This is a genomic window from Nostoc sp. UHCC 0870, from assembly GCF_022063185.1.
In the GTDB taxonomy this organism is placed as follows: Bacteria; Cyanobacteriota; Cyanobacteriia; order Cyanobacteriales; family Nostocaceae; genus Trichormus.
Genome location: NZ_CP091913.1, coordinates 1,066,457 through 1,089,744, shown reverse-complemented (window position 1 = coordinate 1,089,744; position 23,288 = coordinate 1,066,457). Strand labels below are relative to the sequence as shown.

Here is a 23,288-nt window from a genome sequence, read left to right as displayed (position 1 = left end):
CTTTTTTATATCACGATTGAGAATTAATCAGTTAGCAACCAGAATACTGATTTGATTGATTTTTATACTGGTTAATAAGTAAAGGTTAGTCAATGATAACAATCAAAAGTTTTATTATTCCCAATTTCGATCTGTAATTTCTACTAAAACTGAGATTATAAAATTTAGGGTTGATTGTCTATAGCGATCGCATTTGATTTTGTGAGAATTGAAAGCCTGAGATCCCCAACTGATCAGAGAAATCTGGAATATTTAGCGTTTTTCAGTCCAAGTCAGTATATTTAGTCAGGACTTACGCCACTGCCATAGATTAGTCTTATCAACAGTCAATGGTCAAAAATTAAAGTTTTTGACCATTGACTCGTGACTATTAGCTGTTGACTCCATATAGCAGTTGAATTTTTGGTGACAACTCCAAATTGTGTGTTAAAAAGTTGGTCTATTGGATTTTATGATTATGGTTGGTTAAACTGTGCATCTGCATTCAATCAACGAACAACCTTTATTTCGGTCTCTCAAAGATAAAAAATATAATATAGATAACCAGCAGGAAAGCTCTATGGCAGTAGCAGTCCAGCAGGAAGATTTGCAAATCTTAGCCAGAACCTTGCAGGAACAATTCCTAGCAGAAATCCCCTCTGGGGAAGTTTTCCAGATTAAGTGTGCTGTCAACAAAGACGAATTGATGATTCTGGCTCAACATCCATTCGGTATAAACGTTGACACAGAACAAATTTTTTCCGTGATTGAGGAAGTTATTCAGTCGCTAGCACCTTATCGGGAGCAACAAATTCAATGCTTCTTGAGAATGTTAGGTGAAAAACTTCCCTATGCTAAACGTTCCTTGATGATGAAGGGTTATGAGCAGGTAGAAACCCCAGCCAATCAGGAAAATGAAATAGTTGAGGAAGCAATATCGGAGGCATTTCCTCTGGCTTATTCTCCTCCACTAAGTCACACTGAAGATGAAACTGAAGAGGAAGTGTTTGACCCTTTAGCGGGTACACCAGATTTGTTAACAACTCCACACCGCAGGCCAATTCCACCTATTTTCTTGGGTATGGCTTTGATAGGAATTGTCCTTGTTGGGGGTGTGGGTGCTTATGTAATGACTCGTCCTTGTGTGATGTCTGAATGTAGAGAGCTTCAAGCGGCTGAAGAACTCAAAACTCAGTCTAGACAGCTAATAAGCCGCGCTAAGTCAGATAATGAATTAGCTACAATTACACAGCAGCTAGAAACAGCTAGTGTCGCCTTAACCGTTATCCCCTGGTGGTCGCCTCATTATCAGCAAGCTGAAGAACTCAAATCCAGTTTGTCTGCACAGGCAAAAAAAATTAATCCGGTGCTAAAAGCTTTAGAAGTTGCTACTGTGGCAGAACAAAAGATGAAAACACCTGCCAATAGCCCAGAAGAATTAAAAGCTAGGCAAAACTTATGGCGGCAGGCGATCGCACCGTTAGAATTAGTTAACCCCAATAGTGAGCTTTACCGTCTCATTTCACCAAGATTACTGAGGTATCGAGCCAATTTAAAAACTGTCAATCAGCAAATACTGGCTGAAGAAAAATGGCTGAAGAAACTGGTGGATGCTAAAGCTGTGGCGGGTGTAGCTGCAAGGCGTGAAACCAATGCTAAAAGTTTACAAGATTGGCAAAAGGTGCAGTCCACTTGGCAAATCGTAGTGAATGCTTTGAATGTGATTCCCCAAACTAGTCCGGGATACCAAGAGGCACAACAGCTTTTACTAGAATATAAACCTAAATTAGCCAGAGCGCGCGATCGCGTCACCATAGAAGAACTAGGAGCTAAAAGCTACCAACAACTTATAAGTATTGCCAAACAAGCCCAAGCTTACGAACAACAACAACAATGGCAAGCAGCCGTCATATATTGGGAACAGGCTTTACAGGTGGCTAAACAAGTCTCTAATGATAGCTTGTACTACAATCAAGCTCAGAGTGCCATAGCACCATATTCAGCCTCTCTCAAGCAAGCACAAGAGAAACTACAACTAAATAATGCTTGGCAGCAAACCCGTGCAGATTTAAATAAAACCTGTTCTAGTGGAATTAGAATTTGTAACTTTACAGTAGATGAGAAGGGAATTAATGTCAAAATTACCCCTGAGTACGAACAAATGCTGCAAAGTGGTATATCCGAAGCCACTACTAACAATACCAGTACGATTGTTGATGTTACCAATCACTGGGAAAGCTTACAGGAAGCTTTAACAGTAATTAGTGAAAACGCCAATCTGCCTTTGTTTATTTACAATACGGGAAATCAGGCAATTTACATACGTACACCACAAAATTAATCAATCAGAAATACCGCCTCTAAATCAGTATTTTCTGTCCTGAACCGTATTATCTCATATCCCCATATTTATCAATTTTCGCAATTTTAATGTGCAGAAAATTAGGGATTGTTAGTTATTTATCTATATTCCTTGTATAAACTCTGGTTCTGGTGCTATTTCTGGTGTAGGTGCTATTTCTGGTTCTGGTGCTATTTCTGGTTCTGGTTCTGGTGTAGGTGCTATTTCTGGTTCTGGTGCTAGTTCTGGTTCTGGTGCTAGTTCTGGTGTAGGTGCTATTTCTGGTGTAGGTGCTATTTCTGGTGTAGGTTCTAGTTCTGGTGTAGGTGCTATTTCTGGTTCTGGTTCTAGTTCTGGTTCTGGTTCTGGTGTAGGTGCTATTTCTGGTGTAGGTGCTATTTCTGGTGTAGGTTCTAGTTCTGGTGTAGGTGCTATTTCTGGTGTAGGTTCTAGTTCTGGTGTAGGTGCTATTTCTGGTGTAGGTGCTATTTCTGGTGTAGGTGCTATTTCTGGTGTAGGTGCTATTTCTGGTGTAGGTGCTATTTCTGGTGTAGGTTCTAGTTCTGGTGTAGGTTCTAGTATCGGTTCAGTTTCTGGTGTACGTTCTAGTTCTGGTGTAGGCTGTTGATTTGTGATTGAAGTTGGAGGGTTGGTATTTGTGTCAATAGAATTAGAACTATTGTCTATAGTTGGGATTTTTTCTTCACTATTTGCCGATTCTTGAGCATTATTAAATAATATTTCTCCTGTGTCTACAAAAGTATCTACTGGAGAAGCATTTGAATCTCCAATTAAATTTACTGTAGCTGTGTTTTCACCATCTGATCTAGTAGTTAAATTTAAAAAAGATGGGTTGTCAATTATTCCTTGACCACTTAACGGTGCTTGTCCTGCTAAAGCTGTGGCAATTTCTGCTTTCACACTAGCGATCGCAGGGTCTGAAGAAGAGGTAAGATTTTGTTTAGTTAAATCTAATCCCTGAACTAAGTCACTGGTTTGATAAAAATTTTGCAAATCAAAATCGTATAGACCCTGAAATCTACCTTTGACGACTACTAAAAGTTGTCCTGCTTTCAGTTCTTGATCTTGAGAAGCGTCTTTGTTAGAAACTGTAATCCCACTATTGGTCAGCGCACCTATAACTGTAGTATCTGTTTGTTGGTCATAGCGCACAAATAACGCCGAACCCCGAATTGCTGCTGCTGCACTTGGGGTCTGGATGCGTGTTTGTCCCCTTCCTGGTGGAATCAGCAGTAATACAGTTCCGTTTGACAGTCTAAAATTCCGAGTTCTAGGCAAAAATTGAAATACTGCTTGTTCCCCAACTCTTGCTAAAGAACCATCATTGAAACGCAAATCGGCTAAAGAAGCTCTACCAGTAGATAGTCCATCTCCAGGAATAATAGCGTCTTTAGCCCGTGCCGGACGTTTACTTCTGTTGCTTCTTTGAATCAATTGTACAAAATTACGGAGGCTCTGAACTTCAGCACGAGTCAGAGGGGTATTAGCGTTTACCGGATTTGATAAACTTATTACTATTGCTACACCCCACAAGCCAATTGCCCACAACGGAAACAGTTTAAAACGCATCATATCAAATTAGTAAAAATCGCACTGTTATTAAACTAGTTTAAAATTGCTTCTGAAATTTAAACATATCAGCTTGTCAATTTTATAACTTTTATTAAATATTTTGATTTAGTTTAATGTTAAGTTTACCTAAATTTCCTATACAAAATAGATAACATAAACTAATTCTGTACTTAAGTATATAAGTAGTCTATGTGATATATATATAAATCCAATACAATTAAGTACACACAATCTGTATAGATGTCAAAAATTAAATATTAATCCTATAGTTAGTGTTATAAAATACTATTTATGAATTTACACATAAAAAATATGTATCATTGCTGCCGTTGACCGCATTTATTAAATACAAAACCCAACTAAGACATCAGATTAATCAGCTAAAGCATCTCTAGTTTGCATATGATGAATGCTCCTAACTCTTGTGGGGTGGCATCTTGTCCGACCTATTTATGCAAGTTAAATGTCCAACAGCTTAGTAAGCTAATATTCTTGGTAAGAAGAATATACTCAGGACTCAGGACTCAGGACTCAGGACTGAGTGCGGTAAAAGTAATTAAATCCATCCATATAAAATGCAATTTCAGGGCTGGAAAAGTTTTTTTCTCACGGTTTTATTAGTTATTACTGGTGCAAGTAGTTATACCATCAAGGTAGATGCAGCATCCGGTAAAAAAACAAAGACATCAACCTGTCAAGATGAGTTAGGCAAAACACAAGAATTTTTGCTAAATGCAGAGAATAATATGGCAATGTGTCAAGAACTTGATTTAAACACAGATTATTCTCAATTGCCAAAATTCGTATTGTTTGACATATCCTCTAAAGAACAGGTGGATTTAAATCTGGTTAAAGCAAAACTTTCAATTGCTCAAGCAATTCCTACACAAACAGAAAATGCCGGAACTGAAGCGAATTTTATACCAAGTTCAGATACTGGTGTTATTCAACAGAGGAATGAACCACCACAGCTAGAAACTCAGCCTAATAATTTCCCCCAAACTGCTCCAAAGCCTATAGAACAATTGTTGGAATCACCGCCAAAAAATGACAATGAACGATTAGAAAGATTGGAAAGACTCAGGCGGCGATTAAGAGAAAGAAAACAATTAAATTCAGAGTCTGAGACTTATCAGGAATTGGGACTAAGGGTGCGTCGAAGACCTTTACCCAATCCACCCCTAGAACAACCACAACCTCCACAGACAGAAATTCCTGTACCTAAGTTTAAACCTATAGGTTCTCTACAAGCACGTATTGGTTATTTTCATACAAGTAACATTTTCTCATCTGAAAATATGCCTGTAGAAGATGGGTTATTATTTTCTGGAATCAGACTAGCTTCTGCATATTTCCCTTTGGGAACTAAGACTTATTTAAATGGCTCAATTGATGGTAATTTAATTCGTTATGTAGACCAATCAAAATTTAATTATAACCAAATAAGATTTAATTTGGGTATTTACCAACAGCTATCACGACGAATGTTTGGTGAAATCAGTTGGAGCAATCAGCAATTATTTTATGCGAACAGTAGCGATATATTTAAATCTGGCGATCGCTTCTTAAATGAACAATCTTTCAGGCTATCTTTGGGTAGAAGAGATCCACTGAGTAAACGATTAATGCTAGACAGTGTTTATGAATTGAGTTGGAACTTAGCTGACCCTGATAGCCGTAGTCGTATAGTGAATTCTTTGTGGTTATCGTTGAACTACCAGCTACAAAAGCCTCTGGATGTAGGGTTAAATTACCAATTAAATTTATCAGACTTTACAGAACGCGATCGCAATGACCAATCTCATCGTTTATTTGCACACCTCACTTATCGTTTATCTAAGTCCAATAGAATGAATGTTCAGACTGGTTTTAGCTTTGGTGATTCCACCGCCAGGAACATTGATTTTGATAGCTGGTTTTTTAGTGTCAATTACAACTGGGTGCTAGGTGAGTTTTAGAGGTGACAGGTGATAGGTGACAGGTGATAGGTGACAGATGATAGGTGATAGGTGATAGGTGATAGGTGACAGGTGATAGGTGACAGATGATAGGTGATAGGTGACAGGTGATAGGTGACAGGTGATAGGTGACAGGTGATAGGTGACTAATAGCTAATCCAATCACTCCAACTACCAGCATAAAGTTTACCTGTATGAATCCCAGCTAACTCCAAAGACAGCAAATTTACACAGGCTGTAACACCAGAACCGCAATAAACTAAAATTTCTTCAGATGGTTCTACTTGTTCCCAGCGTTGTTGATGTGCTGTTGGCGGAATTAAATAGCCGGAAGTATCTGTTACTTCCATCCAAGGGTAATTGACCGCACCAGGAATATGACCAGCGATTTTATCAGTTGGTTCTCGTTCACCACGATAGCGATCGCCTTCTCTCGAATCTACCAAAACAACCATCGGTAAATCTTTACGATTTTTTACAGCTTCAATATCTATCACCAATTCTGTTTGAACTTGGGGGATAAACTTAGCTGTTTGCGGTTGGGGAATGACATCTGTGACGGGATAGCCAGCTTTTTCCCATTGGCTAAAACCTCCATCCAAAACAGCTACTTGTTCATGACCCAAATAGCGTAACAACCACCAAAGACGAGATGCAAAAGCCAGGCGAGAGTCATCGTAAGCGACAACTAAAGTTTTTTGAAACTCTACCCCAATTGCGGCTAATTTCTCAGCTAGGTCATTAGGTTGTGGTAAAGGATGTCTTCCACCATGTTCACTCACCGGACTAGAAAGATCCAGATTCAAATCTAGGTAGTAAGACCCCTCTATATGACTTGCTTCGTATTGTTTTTGTCCTAGTTGCGGGTCAGCTAAAGAAAAGCGACAATCTACAATCACAACCTGCGGATCATGCAAGTGTTCGAGTAACCAGTCCGATGAAACAACAAATTGAATGTTAGTCATTAGTCATTAGTCATTAGTTATTAGTCATTTGTCAATCGACATTGGATTGTTCCCCTACCTCGCCTGTCCCCTGTCCCCTGTCACCTGTCCCCTGTCACCTGTACCCATGTCAGACTTAGAGAATAATTTTACCCCTCAGCTAACAGCAGATGGTTCTTTAACTTTCTTCTCCCAAGAGTTTGGTGAAGCTTTTCACAGTAATTTTGGGGCGAAGCAGGAAAGTTTTCGGAAATTTGCCAGTGCAACTCAACTAAGTAAAATTGCTCAAAAACCAGTTTTGCGTTTATTAGATATTTGTTACGGTCTAGGATACAATACCGCAGCAGCATTGCAGACTATTTGGGCAGTGAATCCCAATTGCTATGTTGAATTGATTGGTTTAGAACTAAATCCATCTGTACCACAAGCGGCAATTGCTCATCATTTATTAGATAACTGGAACTATGAATACACTACCATTTTGACCAAGTTGGCTTTTGAGCAACAGGTGCAAACAAATCGCCTCCAAGCAACATTATTAATTGGTGATGCTAGAGAATCAATTAGGAAAGTTAATCAGTTGGGTTTTCTAGCAGATGCTATTTTTTTAGACCCATTTTCACCGCCTCAGTGTCCTCAACTATGGACTGTGGAATTTATGCAACAAATAGCTCTGTGTTTACACGGGGCTGGTATACTCGCTACTTATTCCTGTGCTGCGTGTGTACGTAAAGCTTTATTGTTAGCTGGATTACAAATAGGTTCAACAGAACCAGTAGGCAGGCGATCGCCTGGCACAGTTGCAGCCCATCCTCAAAGTGTTGAATCAGAGTCAAATTCAGCACTTCCCCCCCTTTCCCCGGCAGAGAAAGAACATCTCCTCACTCGTGCTGCTATTCCCTACCGCGATCCGCAATTAAATGATCCTGCGTCTGTCATATTGCAAAGACGACAACAAGAACAACAGACTAGTTTACTAGAACCTACTTCTCGTTGGCGCAAACGGCGGTTACTCAGTGATCACTCTTAGCTTTACTACCATCTCAAAAATAATTTAGTGCTGAATTACAGGTATACTGTAAAATTTTTAACAGGTTTTACGATTTATTGCTATTTTAGACATAAATGTAGTATTTTTATCTGTTGTCTGTATTGTAATATACAATAAATCTTGTATATTGAAAGCAGATGATCATAGTACCTAAATTTATGGATGAAAATACTGAACTTTATCCGCCCAAAACAGAAACTTAAAACTCAACCTGCATAACTTTGACATAGAGTCAACAATCATTATTTTTTCTGCTGTAACCATGATTAAAAATCTCAGTAAAACACCTGATTTAACATTGGCACAAATTCATCATACTGGAATCAGAAGCAGGGAAAATAGATTAAGTCAATTCTCACTTTTCTCATACAAAATGAATGGATGGGTCTTGCTCAAATAAGTATTCTGATACGATGCGGGTAAAAGAAGAGATTGACAGTTGTATAAAGTTAAATACTCAGGTCTTTTTGAAGTTGGGACGCTGTTTAATTTTTTATTAAGATTGGGGTGCTTCTGTGATTAAAAGGAGTGGTGAGTACACAGGCTCTACTGAACAAAATGTGAATGGGTATAAACCCCTCAGCCAAGTAAACAATATTAGTTCAGATCACGGACCAGGATTGCAAGACGTAGAAGATTATTCCTTGGATTTATCTAAAGAAGATTTTATGATTACAGAAAGCCAAAAAGCAACTTCTTGGCTGAAACCCAATCGAAATTCGGGTTATGAGTGCCTAATTTCAAAAACCATACAAACCACAACGTCCCCAGTCAAAAGCTTCGATTCCGAACCCCCAAAAGTCTTAGTAGTTGATGATCATACGGCTAGTAGAATGACTGCGGTTGCACTTTTATCCCTGGAAGGGTACACAGTCATTGAGGCAGATAGTGGTTATACAGCAGTAGAACTTGTCCAAGAACAGCAACCGGATCTGATTTTGCTAGATGTGATGATGCCGGGGATGGATGGGTTTGAAGTGTGTCAATTACTTAAACAAGACGAAGATACTAGACTAATTCCCGTAATTTTTATTACAGCATTAAATGATAGGCGATCGCGCATCCAGGGCATTGAAGTAGGCGCAGATGACTTTTTAAGCAAACCCTTTGACCGAGTAGAACTAGTAGCCCGTGTTAAATCTCTAGTCCATCAGAAGCGGTTAAATGAAGATTTAGACCACGCAGAACAAGCATTATTTTCTATAGCTAGGGCGGTTGAAAGTCGCGACCCTAATACTGGCGACCATTGTGAACGGCTAGTAAGGTTAGGTCAAGCCTTTGGAGAATACCTAAATCTCTCACGCTACCAAATTCGAGATTTAGGTTGGGGCGGTTATCTTCACGATATCGGCAAAGTAGGAATTCCCGATGCAGTTTTGCTCAAACAAGGCAAACTCACCCCTGAAGATTGGGTAATTATGAAGCAACACGTCTTAATTGGGGAAAAAATCTGTCAACCCCTACGTAGTATGCAAGGTGTAATTCCCATTATTCGCCATCACCATGAACGCTGGGATGGTTCAGGTTATCCCGATGGACTCAAGGAAAATGAAATTCCCTACATTGCCCAGGTATTTCAAGTAATTGATATTTATGATGCTTTAACAAGCGAACGTCCTTACAAAAAAGCTTTTACACCAGAAGAAGCACTATGTATCATGCTAGATGAAACTGAGTCTGGTTGGCGCAACCCAAAACTCATGCAGCAGTTTGCCGAATTCGTTCTCTCTCGGCAATAGTCATTAGACAGAAAAAAGTCAACATTCAACAGTCCTAATTTATCGTAAATTCAAGGGTTTAAGACCCCTACATCTACACGTAGTATCAGTTGAGTTGGGGTTTAAATCCCTAACTCCAACTGTCTTTAATTTTGAATTTTGAATTTTGAATTTTGAATTGTTAATGCTCCCCATACTTACTGCATTGATTAGCTGATATGATTTGAGCCTGAATCTCACAGTACCAAGTACAACAGCGAAATTTAATTGTAGATAATAGCTAATTATGGTAGTTGTAGCAATATTAGCAGCAGGACGCGGCACTAGAATGAAGTCTAGTTTACCCAAGGTTTTACATTCTTTGGGTGGGCGGACAATGGTTGAAAGAGTTTTGGCTAGTGCAGAACCTCTTGCACCGTCACGTCAGATGGTGATTGTAGGGTATCAGGCACAGGAAGTCAAAGCAGCTATGCAGTTACCTGGATTGGAATTTGTGGAACAGACTGTACAGTTAGGAACAGGTCACGCCATCCAGCAATTATTACCGCATCTAGAAGGCTATAGCGGGGATTTACTGATATTGAACGGGGATGTGCCACTGTTACGCACTGAAACCCTAGAAAAGTTATTACAAACTCACCAAGCCAATCAAAACGCTGCTACTATCCTCACAGCCAACCTAGCCAACCCTAAAGGCTATGGGCGTGTTTTTTGTCATAACAACTTTGTAGAACAAATTGTTGAAGATAAAGACTGTACTTCCCTACAAAGGCAAAATCAACGGATTAACGCCGGCATTTATTGTTTTCGTTGGCAGAATTTAGCAGAGGTTTTACCGCATTTGCAGGCGAATAATGCCCAGAAAGAATACTATCTCACAGATGCTGTCACCCAAGTTGGTCAGGTAATGGCAGTAGATGTAGAAGATGAGCAGGAAATTTTGGGTATTAACGATCGCCTACAATTAGCTACAGCCTCCGAAATCTTACAACGGCGAGTCAAGGAAAAATGGATGCTAGCTGGTGTGACGTTAATAGATCCCAATAGTATTACTATCGATGACACCGTAGAATTACAGCCTGATATAATTATTGAACCGCAAACTCATCTACGAGGAAATACGGTTATTCAATCCGGGAGTCGTATCGGCCCAGGTAGTTTAATTGAAAATAGCCATTTGGGTGAAAACGTCACCGTGCAGTATTCTGTAGTAACAGATAGTGTGATCGAACCAGGAACGAAAATTGGCCCCTATGCCCATTTACGGGGTCATGCTCAAGTGGGTACTAATTGCCGTATCGGTAATTTTGTCGAATTGAAAAATACCCAGATAGGCGATCGCACCAACGTAGCCCATTTATCTTATTTAGGTGATACAACAGCAGGTAATCAAGTCAATATAGGCGCAGGGACAATCACCGCCAACTATGACGGCGTGAAAAAACATCGCACCATTATAGGCGATCGCACTAAGACCGGTTCTAATAGCGTTTTAGTAGCTCCTGTCACCTTGGGTAATGATGTCTACGTAGCTGCGGGTTCTACAATTACTGAAGATGTGCCTGATGATAGCTTAGTAATTGCTCGTAGTCGTCAGGTAATTAAACGTGGTTGGCGTAAGAAGAGTGAAGAGTGCTGAGTGATGAGTGCTGAGTGATGAGTGCTGAGTGCTGGGTGCTGAGTAAAAAGAGTGCTGAGTGCTGAGTAAGAAGAGTGATGAGTGCTGGGTGTTGGGTATTGAGTACAAAGAGTGCTGAGTAGTTAATGAAAGTTGATAGTTATAACCAATGTTTGACTCGAAACTCTGAACACGGAGTGTAGTAGTGCGTCAAGTTTAAATTGATGGATAAGCGAGTTTGTAGTAAGGACTTTAGTCCTGATTTTTCTAAGGACTAAAGTCCTTACTACGAACTGTCAAAACTAACTTGATACAGTAGTAGTAGGAAAGGAAAATTCCACTCCCCACTCCCCACTCAGCACTCCCCACTCAGCACTCAGCACTCAGCACTCCCCACTAAATTATGCAGCCCACCTCAGTTCTTTCAGGGAGTTCTAAGGTGTCGCCAACTTTTTCACCGTCATGGAAGGCGGCGAGGATGACTTGACTGGTTTTACCCCAAGCGATCGCACCATTTGCATCTAATGCGATCGCGCCAAAATCTCTCTTGTTCTCGTGTGCTTCCGCAAAAGACTTTTGCATTGCTTCTTTTAAAGACATTCCATCGGTGACGCGAATGACAATTTTGGGGGCTAAACATTCATCAATAATGTCTTCACCAATACCAGTACAACTAACGGCAGCATGATTAGTAGCATAATTACCTGCGGGCATAGCAGAATCACTTACCCGGCCAATGCGTTCAAAGCCTTTACCACCTGTGGAAGTACCAGTTGCGAGCTTCCCGTAGGCATCTAAGACCACTACGCCAATCGTACCGCGTCCAGCGTTACTGGGTTCTAAAATTTCCGGTTCTGCAACCACCCCAGCCATCGGGCTTTTAAAGTTGTCTTGACGCTCCTGTATCCATTCTTGCAACCGTAACTCTGTCAGAGCGTTATAACTGGGAATTTGTAATTCTCTCGCTAATTCCGCCGCACCATAATCTGAAAGTACGCGGTCTGGGGAACTTTGTAAAAATTGTGCCAACTCAATGGGATTTTTCACCCGCGAAACATTAATTACACCACTAAAATGGCCTGATGCGCTATCCATCAAAGAAGCACTCATCCTGATTTGACCATCAGATTGCAGTACCGAACCAGTACCAGCATTAAAGCGCGGCTCATCTTCTAACAGTTGACAACCCCGCACTACTGCTACAGAAGCATCTGCTCCTGACAATAACAGAGCATATACTTCCTCTACTATGGCATGGAGCGATCGCCTAACTGCCTCTAATCCCCCTTTGCCGTGGAGAGAACTACCTGCTCCTCCGTGAATAATTAATTTAGGTTGCACCTGTGATTTCATTTATGCCCCTGCGCTATTTAAGTTTAAGTTGCGGTTGTTTTGAAGTATTAGATATTGGGTATAAAGCATTGGGTATTAAAGAAATTTTTTCCCAGTCCCCAGTCCCCAGTCCCCAGTCCCCAGTCCTCTTATGTTTTTCCCTCAGAACGACGACGACGGCAACGTTCTGAGCAATATTTCACCTCATCCCAGCAATCTTCCCACTTTTTTCGCCAAGTGAAAGGACGTTGACACACGGGACAAATTTTTGTAGGTAAGTCAGACTTAGAACGATTACGCCCCATATCAATACCTTGCAAAGTTGAGTTCGATTCTGGAGAGAGATGGAAGACAATTATACCCTGTCACTAAAGGAAGATACATTTGGTGATCCGATGCCGTTTACATCCTCCTATGGGTTGTTTTTTTGGGCAGTTAGCTCAGAAAATATAGTATTTGACACTCCCCGGTCTAAAGACACGGGGATTCTACTTTCACCCTAGTCACTTGCTCAACCAGGGTTTCCCCAAGTAAAGTAGAGGTTACTAGTCCAGTAGCGTTACTTTCGGTCTGCCCGGCCGTAGCTTTTGCAAGATTCAGAATATTTTTAGCAGCGTTAACATCTCTTTGCATCTCACATCCACAACTACATTTATGGGTACGAGTTGAAAGAGCTTTTTTAACAATTGCGCCACAATCACTACATTTTTGAGATGTCATTCTAGGATTGACAGCAACAGCTTTACTGTTAAACTTACCTGCAAAATATTCTAACCAGCGACGAAAAAATCCCCAGCTAACATCATTAATTGATTTAGCAAGACAATGATTTTTTACCATGTTCTTTACTCTTAAATCTTCGTAGACCACTAAGGCGTTAGCCTTGCATACGTTACGCGCAATTCTCTTTGCGTGTTCACTCCGTTGTCTACTTACTTTTAAGTGCTTCCGAGCATATCTCTGTCTAGCTTTCCGTCGTTGGTTTTTACCTTTCTCCTTTTTATATATTTGACGTTGAGAGTGCTTAATTGCTTTTTCGGCTTTCCTTAGAAATCTAGGATTAGGTTCATGATACCCATTGGAATCAGAGTAGAAATACTCTAAACCAACATCTAAGCCCACTTCACCATCAGCAATTCTTGACTCACTTAATGGTTCAGTTTTAATTGCAAATTGGCAATAGTAACCATCAGCTTTCTTGACTAGCCTTACCCGTTTAATTGACTTAACTGGGTAAGTGTGAATATCCCATTTACCAAGTAATTTGACCTCACCAATACCTTTTTTATCAGTGAAAGTAATGCGTCGTCTGGTGGGGTGTAGTGACCATCCCGAAGTTTTATACTCAACTGAACGGTTATCTTTTTGAAAGCGTGGATATCCTTTCTTGCCTGGAGTCTTTGATTTGCAATTACTGTAAAACCTGTCAATAGCCGACCAAGCTCTTTCGGTTGCAGATTGGCAAGCCATTGAATTGAGTTGTTCTACAAATTTAAACTCTTTCCGTAGTGCTGTTGAGTAGTTATTAAGAGCGACTTTATTGATGTTCGCTTCTCTTGGTGCATCCATCCAGTAACGAATAGCTTTATTCCTAATGAACTGCGTGGTTCTAATAGCTTCATCTATGGCTTGATACTGTAACTTTGTGCTTTTTATTTTGTACTCTAATACCAGCACTACTTAATCACCTCCTTGATGTACTGAATTTCTTGTATAGTATCATAAATGTACAAACAATGTTGAACATTTATGAAAACTAAAAGATTAGGATTTCGTTTGTCGGAACGCAGGTATCATAAGCTTTTGTTAATATCCGTCGAGCAAGATAGAACTATGTCTAGCCTTGTTGAAGAATGGATAGATTCTTTGCCAGAACCCAAAAAGCCAAAGGTCACTGAGGGCTAAAGCCAATAAGCGTGGTTTTCATCCCCTGTCTAAAGCACTTTGGACGCAACTACGTTGCTATTTCTCAGGGGTTTTCAACCTACCCTTTATAAATTTTCAACTAATCATGAGAGAAACCTTGTAGAGACGTTCGGTGGAACATCTCTACATTCTTTTTTGGAGATGTCTAATCCCGGATTTCTCACAAAGGTTTAAACGGTTAGCCCAAAACGCTTATGCCACTTAGACTTGAGATAAAATACCCCGTTCACATACTGCTGTGATTCGTGCAGTGTCTAAAACGCTCAAAATTTAAGCCTGATAAAGGTTTGGTAATAGCGATCGCAAAGCTTGTGAGAAATCCGGGTAATATAAATGATGGCTCTAATCTGGCACGGCAGATTAGAGCCACAAAAGTTAAGAATTAAGGGGTTAAAGTGTCACTTAACCGAGAAATCTGGGATTAGACCTGTGCTTAAAAGCCAATTTCAATAGTCAAACTGCGAATTTTGCCTGTATCTGCTTCGGCTTTATCTGTTACTTCCAAAGTCCAATTGCCTTGGGGAATTTTACCTTTGAGGGTAGCTAATTCAGGGGTGTTGACTTCATCATAGGTTTTTTTGATGTTGTCTGTAGATCCGCCTTGACGACTATGGAGAACTATCGGTAATAAGCCTAATTCCGTGGGGGGGTTGAGATTTACCATTAAATCGCCAATGTAGGTATGTTCGATGTCTACCTCAACTTTGATAGATTTAATAGTGTTGGTGTTAGCGATCGCTAAACTCAATTTAGATGTCTGCAAATCGTTAATGGGGACATCCTGCACGGCTTTGAAAATACCAACGCGTTCATTTTGTGGTGGTAACGCCAGTTCTACGGCTTTGAGGGCATTGACGCGACCGTATCCATAGAGGGGGCTACGTCCATTAGCATCATAATTGCCGCCAGCTTCATCAATGCGATCGCAGGAACGTTTAATGATGTCTTTGACCTCATCCCAACGTAAATCAGGGTTACGGGCAATAATCAAAGCGGCGAGACCAGCCACCCCAGGACACGCGCTAGAAGTGCCGCCGAAACTATTAGTATAGTTGCCTGCTGCGTCTCCAAGTGTAATATTACCAGAATTGTACCCAGCTAAACCAGTGCGATCGCTTGTCCAAATGCCAGGGGTTTGAGAACTATAGCCGTTATTGCTAGGGAAAGCACACCAGACAGCATTCCCAAAGTCGCTGTAGGCACTTCTTTTGCCGAAGTCGTTACAAGCGGCGACAGCAATCACTTTAGGATAGCTGGCGTAACCGTCATTATCGACACTCTCATTCCCATTACCTGCGGCAAATAAAATCACACAGCCCTTACCATTGCGCCCTTTATTAAAGGCGTATTCCATCGCCAAACGTGCAGAGTCAGGTAAGGGAAATTTTTGCTGATGGCCTGGGTCATCGTCTTTCCACCAAATCCCGTCTGGTGGCCCCCAGCTACAAGAAATTATATCTGCACCATTTTGCGCCGCCCAAACAAAAGCGTCGGCTTCGTCTTGTGAACCCAACCCAGAAGCAAACCGAATCGGCATGAGTTTGGCTTTTGGTGCTACACCGGATGCTCCAAAGTTACCATTACCACAGGCTACCCCGGCGCAGGCTGTACCATGATGGTCTGAGTTTCCTGGTCGGGGATTATTATTTTTCCGTGTTACATCCCGTGGGGCGACAATTTTATCAGAAGAACGGAACTCTTCATGTTCCATATCCACACCATCATCAATAATGGCAATAATTGTGCCTGCACCTTCGCTTAACTTCCAAGCTGCTTCAACGTTTACATGAGCATTGATAGTTTTACCATCAATTGTGGTTTCCTTGAGATGCCATTGCTGGGGGAAAACTTGGCGTTGGCGCAATTCCCGGACTAACTCAGGATGGCACAGTTCTACTGACTCTTCATGGAGTAGTCTTTCAGCCAGGTCAAAGACAGCTAAACCAGTATTTGCAGGCGCACTGATAAAATAGGCATTACGGGCATAATCAAGTTGACGTTTGATGGTTAAACCATAACGCCCCAAAACTTCCTCACAGGTACTAACTTCCGCTTCGTCATCGAACTTCACGAATAAGTTTTCGGTGTAGACCACTGGCTGCATCGATTGAGGATCAACCAATACCCGTCCAGCAAATTGGATTTCTGCTTCTTGATTTAAAATTTCCTTAGCTTGGTTACATAAAGCACCATCTTCATGTGGTACTTTCACGTGCAGAATTTCTACACCTGCTTGACGGAATCGCGTTGTCAACTCAAATTGATTGAGGATATTACGGGCTTCTGGTGATACAGATGCCACTTCAAAAGGGCGATCGCCTACAAGCACATTACGGCTTTGGGTACGAACTACAATGTGATCGTCACTAATCACAAGTTCATACTGTTCACCGTTCTGGCCACCATAGCGAACCTGAACCATAATTTAATCTCCTGGTCTCAAGTTAAATCTCAGCCTCTGGCTGGCGTGTGCATATCTGGAATGAGTCACCCACAAGCCGCAGCTGAGAAAGAATTTAGTATTAGCCACTAAATACAAGCCTGCCCTCGATTTTTCCAGAATATCGGCAATACAAGTTACAAAATGTAAGTAAACAGCAACCTAGATTAACTTTCTGCTGTCTAGAGAAAAAATAAGGGTAATAGGTTTGTAGTCAGGACTTTAGTCCTGATAGTTTTGAGGACTAAAGTCCTGAATACGAAAAAATCATCTAACTAATTCATCTTTCCTCTGCTTGATTAAAAGTTTACAAGACCAATTTGCTGATAGCCGAAAATCATTAGAATTTAAACAACATGATTGAGTTGTTCGTCCAGGCTTGTTCTCTACCCCCAATTGCTGAAGTGAGATTTCAACCAGACTACTTTAATGAATATCCCCAACAAATTCGTGTTGGTAAAGATGCGCCTGTATTATTCAGCCGTCAGCCTGGATACTACGCCGTACATTACAAAGAACCAAGTACCGTAACATCTTCAGCAGTTTTAGTATTAAATGAGGGAAAAATAGTAGTTTTTGCTGGTGAACCTAAGCCAGAAATAAAAGACACACTCAGCCCTGTCTATACGCTGGAAGGGGGTTCACTCGCCGTTCCCACGGGTTTAGTATTTATTCGCTTTGCGGAAGATGTGGAGGTAAAGTCACAACAAGCAGCGATTAATCAAGCAGGTTATGAAGTCGCCCAAAGTCTGGCTTATGCTCCCCATGCGGCTTGGTTACGTGCTAAATCAGCTAAGATGAGTGATAGTTTGCAAGGCATTGCTCAATTAGAAGCAATACCGAATGTGGAGAATGTCGAGCCGCAAATGCTCATGGAAATGAGACGGCGTTGATAGACAGGTGATAGGTGACAGGTGACAGGCGATAGGTGACAGGTGACAGGTGACAGGCGATCGCTATTTGGGTTGCACTACAGCCTTAAACGACTGCTCAAAAGGCGATCGCTCCATTAACTCAAAGATGCTAGGATATCGCCAAGTGATATAGCGCAAGAAAAGGAAGTTAGCATCATGGTTGCTTCTCCTCAAGAAAACTACGTAACCGCAGAAGAATACCTGCAACTAGAAGAACACAGCCAAGAAAAACACGAATATATTGATGGCTACATCTACGCAATGGCTGGCGCAAGTGACCCTCACGTTACTATTGCAGGAAATCTATTTGCGCTTTTAAGGACTCATGTACGCGGTTCTGGTTGTCGTGTTTATATCGCTGACATGAAAGCCCGAATTGAGTCTTTGAACCGCTTTTACTATCCTGATGTGATGGTGACTTGTGACCAACGCGACCAAGAAACACCGACTTATAAAAAATTTCCCTGTTTAATCGTGGAAGTTTTATCTAATTCTACTGAAGCTTTTGACCGGGGTGATAAATTCGCTGATTATCAAGCCTTGGAAAGTTTACAAGAGTATGTTTTAATTAATACCAAGCGTCAACGTGTCGAGTGTTTCCGACGCGATGAGCAAGGTTTGTGGATTTTGCAATCATACACGCCAGCACAGGAATTATTTTGTCTCAACAGTGTTAATTTTGAGGGGACAATGGCGGCGTTGTATGAAGATGTGGTTTTTGAAGAATCTTTGAGTCAAAACTAAAGGCACAAGTGAGGCAATCAATACTAAATTGGTAGCATTGTAAATGTTGAGTTTCCTTGCGTTAAACCAACCTACTTTGATTAAATGCTTGCAGTCGGTGTAGGTAGTTCACTAAACTGATTAACTATTAATGGCTTCAATACTTCCTAAGTTTAGGGAAGCATAGAAAGAAGTAGGGATATTGATTAAACAAAAGTTATGCCGCTTATAGTTCAGAAATTCGGTGGTACATCTGTCGGTTCAGTCGAACGCATCCAAGCTGTAGCCCAGCGTGTCTATAAAACTGTCAAAGCAGGAAACTCTCTGGTGGTAGTGGTTTCAGCAATGGGAAAAACCACCGATGGACTCGTTAAGCTAGCTAATGATATTTCTCCTAATCCTAGCCGTCGGGAAATGGATATGCTGCTATCTACAGGGGAGCAAGTTACTATTGCTTTGCTGAGTATGGCGTTACAGGAACTTGGACAACCAGCGATTTCTATGACTGGCGCACAGGTAGGAATTGTTACCGAAGCTGAACACACCCGCGCCCGGATTTTGCAGATTGAAACAGAACGGGTGATGCGTCACCTTAATGATGGTAAGGTCGTTGTTGTTGCTGGGTTTCAAGGTATCTCTAGCAATGGTGAGTTAGAAATTACGACTTTGGGGCGTGGTGGTTCTGATACTTCGGCGGTAGCTTTGGCAGCTGCATTACAAGCTAACTTTTGTGAAATTTATACCGACGTACCAGGGATTTTAACTACAGACCCCCGGCTAGTTCCTGAAGCGCAGTTAATGGATGAAATCACCAGTAATGAAATGCTGGAACTGGCGAGTTTAGGTGCAAAAGTATTACATCCCCGTGCTGTGGAAATTGCCCGTAACTACTGTGTACCTCTGGTAGTTAGGTCAAGTTGGACGGATGACCCTGGGACTTGGGTGACAACTCCTCAAAATCAAGGGCGATCGCTGATTAATTTAGAAATTGCTCGTCCTGTAGATGCGGTAGAATTTGACACCGACCAAGCAAGGGTAGCGTTGTTGCGTATACCCGATAAACCAGGGGTAGCAGCTAAGTTATTTGGCGAAATTTCCCGCCAACAAGTAGATGTAGATTTAATTATTCAATCGATACACGAAGGTAATACTAATGATATTGCTTTCACTGTCAGAACACCCATCCTCAAACGAGCCGAAGCCGTAGCCTCAGCGATCGCCCCAGCTTTAAGAAATCCATCTCACCCCAACGCTGATGAGGCTGAGGTGATGGTAGAACAAGACATTGCCAAAGTCAGTATTTCTGGCGCAGGGATGATAGGCCGTCCTGGGGTAGCCGCTAAGATGTTCGCCACCCTAGCCGCAGCCGGAGTAAATATCCAAATGATTTCCACCAGCGAAGTCAAAGTTAGTTGTGTCATTGATGCGAGTGATGGCGATCGCGCTGTGGCTTCATTATGTCAAGCTTTTGAGATAGTAGCCTCCCCGGCTTCCCCTACTTCCCCGGCTTCCCTACCTTCTTCCCATCCCCCCGTGCGCGGTGTAGCTTTAGACTTAAAACAAGCCCGTTTAGCGATTCGCCAAGTCCCCGATCGTCCGGGAATGTCCGCCAAACTCTTTGGTATTTTGGCACAGCACAACATCAGCGTAGACATGATTATTCAATCTCAACGCTGTCGGGTAATTGATGGTGTAGCCAGACGAGATATAGCGTTTACAGTCCCCCTGATGGATGGAGAAACCGCCCACAGATTGCTGACAGAAGTAGCAACAGATTTAGGATGGGGTGATGTAGTTTTGGATAGTGCGATCGCTAAAGTTAGTATTGTGGGTGCAGGTATGGTAGGACAACCAGGTGTAGCTGCAAAAATGTTTGATGCGTTAGCTAAACACCAAATTAATATTCAAATGATCGCTACCTCGGAGATTAAAATTAGTTGTGTCGTAGCCCAAGAACAAGGCGTACAAGCTTTACAAGTCATTCACGCCGCCTTTGATTTGGCTGGTAGCGAGAAATTTGTTGTACCTGCGTAGAGAGTGCTGAGTGCTGAGTGCTGAGTAAGGAGTAGGGAGTAGGGAGTAGGGAGTAGGGAGTTAAATCAGTTATCAGTCATCAGTTATAAAGTGACTGATAACTGATGACTGATTATGCCTAATCACAATGTAGGATTTTCATATAATAATAAAGATAGGAAAAAATCTGTCATAAAAATTGCTACCCAAGTAGTAACAACTGCTGTTGTGGCGGATTCTCCTACTTCTTTTGCGCCGCCTCTAGTAGTTAGTCCCCAACTACAGCCGTTAACAGAAACTATAGCTCCAAAAATTAAGCCTTTAAGTAAAATAGTAAATACGTCTGATGTGTCTAAAAAATCTCTAACTGATTCTAAAAATATTTCTGGAGGAATTTTGTAAAATTGTGCAGCTGCAAAAATGCCTCCAGCGATGCCCATAATTAAAGCAAAAATCATCATGATGGGCATCATTAAACAGCAGGCAATTACTCTTGGTAAAACTAGATAATCAATAGGGTTAGTTTTGAGCATATATAGCGCATCAATTTGTTCGCTAACACGCATTGCACCTATTTCGGCGGCGAACGCAGAACCTACTTGTCCGGCAATAATACTTGCTGTCAAAATAGGGGCTAATTCTCGACAAAAAGCTAAGGCAAAAGCACCTCCTACGGTACTGACAGCACCAAATTTTATTAATTCTCTGGCAGTTTGAATAGTAAAAATCATGCCTGAAAAAACACTGACTAACAAAACTGGAGATATGGAAGCAGGCCCCGCAGTTACCATATGCTCTAGAATTTTACGGTAGTAAGTTTTTCCTTGGATTAAATGTAGGCAGACTTGACCAAAAAGTAATACTGCGGCCAAACAACGTACAATCCATAATTGATCTAAATTTTTTTTTGGTTGCAATTTTACCACCCGGTTTAATTCGTAATTCGTAATGGACTAACGTCCCGCTACGCTCTAAGCGCAGCTATGCCGCAGGCTTTACGTAATTCGTAATTTGTAATTCCCTACAGAATGTTTATGTGTATCTATGATCTGAACTATAGCGGTTCTCGCTTTAGTGAGGTACAAGAACCCCACCCCCAACCCCCTCCCCGCACGCAAGGAGGGGGCTATGATGTACCTCATGTGATTAGAAAACGCTATACTACGCTAATTTAATTGTCTCAGGAATAAAGTAGGGTAGTTGATTAATGACATAATATTATATCTAGATTTTGATATGGTTATTTTTAGGTTTATTTTTAAGAGTTGATTTCACGACCTAAGCATTTTCTCTCAAGCAAAAACCCTCGTTTATTTGCTAAACAAGGGTTTTTTGTTATGATGAATGGTTTAGTCCCTAGGCAAAAATCATTGATAACTAGGTGTGGAATATCACGGTTAGTAAAGGCAAAAATGCTAACAGGAATGTATGCCAAGATTGTAATTTAATTTCTGGGGTTGGTGTTGCTGGTGTTAGTAAAGCTTCAATTCTCTGTTCTAAGCGTAGTTTACCGCCGTAGGCATCGCCTACACTATCACCCAAAGCCGCACAGCAAATTCCAGATGGGGTGAATACAGAAGCATTACTGACTACTAATAATAGCGATTCTGCCAACAATAAAGGGTCTACTTGGGATGCAGCGTAACTATCAGCGCGTAATTCTCGCAGTGCTAACAGTTCTTCCCACAATGATTCTGTGTTGGGTAGCCAAGCGGTGCAGGTGCGTATCCAACCCAGCCAGAAAAACCAAAATGTATCTCTATAATAATGATGTCCTTGCTCGTGTGCTAATACGCTTTCTACATGGTCTGGAGAGAGGGTTTGTAGTAATCCTTGACTGACTACTAATTCTGGTTGCCAAAAACCAATTTGACCTGCAAATAAAGCTTCTGTGTTCAGTAGTCTGACGGGTTTACCCTCAACATTCACCATAGGACAATGACGGGCTGATTGTAGCGATCGCCAACCTTGGTAAGCTAGTGTGAGGCACAACCCAGAGAATACAGTCAAGACAACTAAAGCTAGGGAATAGCTCACCCAACCTGTATACATACCGCCCATTTGGCCTTGCGGCCCCATGCACAGCACCGCGATCGCTGTCATAAAAATTAGCAAAGGCGGGAAGAGAAACAGAAATAGCGATCGCCGCCAGCGCACATCCCAACTACCTTGGGTAGGAGTCCAAGAACAGCGCAATATCCCTGCGACTATCACAGTAATCAAAATCATGATTAGGTGCATTATTGTTCCTCCCTGGCTTGGCGTGCTGCTTGAATACGTTTAGCGATCGCTTCGATTTGCTCGCTAGCTGCTTCATCCAGACTATCAGCAAAAGCCGCCACTACATCAGGATTACCTACAGCCAGAAATCGCTGTAATTGTTCATGGGCTTTAATTACCTGTGCCTGCTGCTTTGTCAGTAAAGGCCGCCAATAGAACGCTTTACCTTTTTTATCACAAACTAGCCAACCTTTATCGGTGAGGCGACGCAAAACTGTAGTCACAGAAGTGTAAGCTAACTCGCGGTTAGGGTCAGCCAAAATGCGATCGTGAACATCTTTGACGGTGACTGAACCTAATTCCCAGATGATATTTAATATCTCTGCTTCTAAAGGGCCTAAAGACAGTTGTTTAGGATGATAGTCGGGTAAAGGGGCCATAGGGATTGGGGACAATAAAAGTCAAAAGTGAAAAATCAAAAGTCAAAATTTTAGATTTTCTGGGGGAATAGCTTTCCC

At 41.5% G+C, this 23,288-nt stretch carries 17 protein-coding genes; 8 read left to right on the top strand and 9 right to left on the bottom strand.

The window, feature by feature from the left end:
- Positions 1 to 559: 559 nt before the first annotated feature.
- Complete coding sequence (locus tag L6494_RS04795) at positions 560 to 2,320, top strand: hypothetical protein (RefSeq protein ID WP_237991694.1); 1,761 nt, start codon at positions 560 to 562, stop codon at positions 2,318 to 2,320.
- A 123-nt stretch (positions 2,321 to 2,443) separates the two neighbouring features.
- Here the strand turns inward: L6494_RS04795 and L6494_RS04790 are convergent, their stop codons facing one another.
- Positions 2,444 to 3,913, bottom strand: a complete 1,470-nt coding sequence (locus L6494_RS04790; protein ID WP_237991693.1) for a FecR family protein — start codon at positions 3,911 to 3,913, stop codon at positions 2,444 to 2,446.
- Positions 3,914 to 4,488: 575 nt separating this feature from the next.
- On the opposite strand from L6494_RS04790, the gene L6494_RS04785 reads away from it, so the two are divergent.
- Complete coding sequence (locus L6494_RS04785) at positions 4,489 to 5,871, top strand: hypothetical protein (protein ID WP_237991692.1); 1,383 nt, start codon at positions 4,489 to 4,491, stop codon at positions 5,869 to 5,871.
- A gap of 146 nt (positions 5,872 to 6,017) precedes the next feature.
- On the opposite strand, the gene L6494_RS04780 is transcribed toward L6494_RS04785, so the two are convergent.
- Entirely contained in the window at positions 6,018 to 6,836 is an 819-nt protein-coding gene (locus L6494_RS04780) for a sulfurtransferase (protein ID WP_237991691.1), read from the bottom strand.
- Positions 6,837 to 6,942: 106 nt separating this feature from the next.
- Between L6494_RS04780 and L6494_RS04775 the strand changes: the two genes are divergently transcribed.
- From L6494_RS04775 to glmU, 3 genes are all read left to right on the top strand, one after another.
- Entirely contained in the window at positions 6,943 to 7,845 is a 903-nt protein-coding gene (locus L6494_RS04775; RefSeq protein WP_237995810.1) for a tRNA (5-methylaminomethyl-2-thiouridine)(34)-methyltransferase MnmD, read from the top strand.
- Positions 7,846 to 8,381: 536 nt separating this feature from the next.
- Complete coding sequence (locus L6494_RS04770) at positions 8,382 to 9,605, top strand: response regulator (protein WP_237991690.1); 1,224 nt, start codon at positions 8,382 to 8,384, stop codon at positions 9,603 to 9,605.
- 265 nt (positions 9,606 to 9,870) lie between these two features.
- Positions 9,871 to 11,223: a bifunctional UDP-N-acetylglucosamine diphosphorylase/glucosamine-1-phosphate N-acetyltransferase GlmU gene (glmU, locus tag L6494_RS04765; protein WP_237991689.1), complete on the top strand. Its 1,353-nt coding sequence runs from the start codon at positions 9,871 to 9,873 to the stop codon at positions 11,221 to 11,223.
- A gap of 375 nt (positions 11,224 to 11,598) precedes the next feature.
- On the opposite strand, the gene L6494_RS04760 is transcribed toward glmU, so the two are convergent.
- The 4 genes from L6494_RS04760 to L6494_RS04745 form a co-directional block, all read right to left on the bottom strand.
- A complete protein-coding gene (locus L6494_RS04760; RefSeq protein WP_237991688.1) occupies positions 11,599 to 12,555 on the bottom strand; it encodes an isoaspartyl peptidase/L-asparaginase in 957 nt (318 codons plus the stop codon).
- Between the two features lie 128 nt (positions 12,556 to 12,683).
- Entirely contained in the window at positions 12,684 to 12,839 is a 156-nt protein-coding gene (locus L6494_RS04755) for a DUF2256 domain-containing protein (RefSeq protein ID WP_237991687.1), read from the bottom strand.
- A 166-nt stretch (positions 12,840 to 13,005) separates the two neighbouring features.
- The gene (locus L6494_RS04750) at positions 13,006 to 14,211 is read right to left on the bottom strand and encodes an RNA-guided endonuclease InsQ/TnpB family protein (RefSeq protein WP_237988886.1); all 1,206 of its coding nucleotides are present in this window, start codon (positions 14,209 to 14,211) and stop codon (positions 13,006 to 13,008) included.
- Between the two features lie 682 nt (positions 14,212 to 14,893).
- Positions 14,894 to 16,882, bottom strand: a complete 1,989-nt coding sequence (locus L6494_RS04745) for a S8 family serine peptidase (protein ID WP_237991686.1) — start codon at positions 16,880 to 16,882, stop codon at positions 14,894 to 14,896.
- Between the two features lie 374 nt (positions 16,883 to 17,256).
- Here L6494_RS04745 and L6494_RS04740 point away from each other — a divergent pair, with 374 nt between their 5' ends.
- The 3 genes from L6494_RS04740 (at position 17,257) to L6494_RS04730 (ending at position 20,571) form a co-directional block, all read left to right on the top strand.
- Positions 17,257 to 17,793, top strand: a complete 537-nt coding sequence (locus tag L6494_RS04740; protein ID WP_237991685.1) for a hypothetical protein — start codon at positions 17,257 to 17,259, stop codon at positions 17,791 to 17,793.
- A gap of 177 nt (positions 17,794 to 17,970) precedes the next feature.
- Entirely contained in the window at positions 17,971 to 18,558 is a 588-nt protein-coding gene (locus L6494_RS04735) for a Uma2 family endonuclease (RefSeq protein WP_237991684.1), read from the top strand.
- 198 nt (positions 18,559 to 18,756) lie between these two features.
- Entirely contained in the window at positions 18,757 to 20,571 is a 1,815-nt protein-coding gene (locus tag L6494_RS04730; protein WP_237991683.1) for an aspartate kinase, read from the top strand.
- Between the two features lie 122 nt (positions 20,572 to 20,693).
- Here L6494_RS04730 and L6494_RS04725 read toward each other — a convergent pair whose 3' ends face one another.
- The 3 genes from L6494_RS04725 to L6494_RS04715 all read right to left on the bottom strand — a co-directional run bounded on the left by L6494_RS04725 (position 20,694) and on the right by L6494_RS04715 (position 23,210).
- Positions 20,694 to 21,467: an MlaE family lipid ABC transporter permease subunit gene (locus L6494_RS04725; protein WP_237991682.1), complete on the bottom strand. Its 774-nt coding sequence runs from the start codon at positions 21,465 to 21,467 to the stop codon at positions 20,694 to 20,696.
- A gap of 460 nt (positions 21,468 to 21,927) precedes the next feature.
- Positions 21,928 to 22,791, bottom strand: coding sequence for a M56 family metallopeptidase (locus tag L6494_RS04720; protein WP_237991681.1), 864 nt, complete (start codon positions 22,789 to 22,791; stop codon positions 21,928 to 21,930).
- Positions 22,791 to 23,210, bottom strand: a complete 420-nt coding sequence (locus L6494_RS04715) for a BlaI/MecI/CopY family transcriptional regulator (protein WP_237991680.1) — start codon at positions 23,208 to 23,210, stop codon at positions 22,791 to 22,793. Before L6494_RS04715 ends, L6494_RS04720 begins: the two co-directional genes overlap by 1 nt.
- Positions 23,211 to 23,288 lie beyond the last annotated feature (78 nt).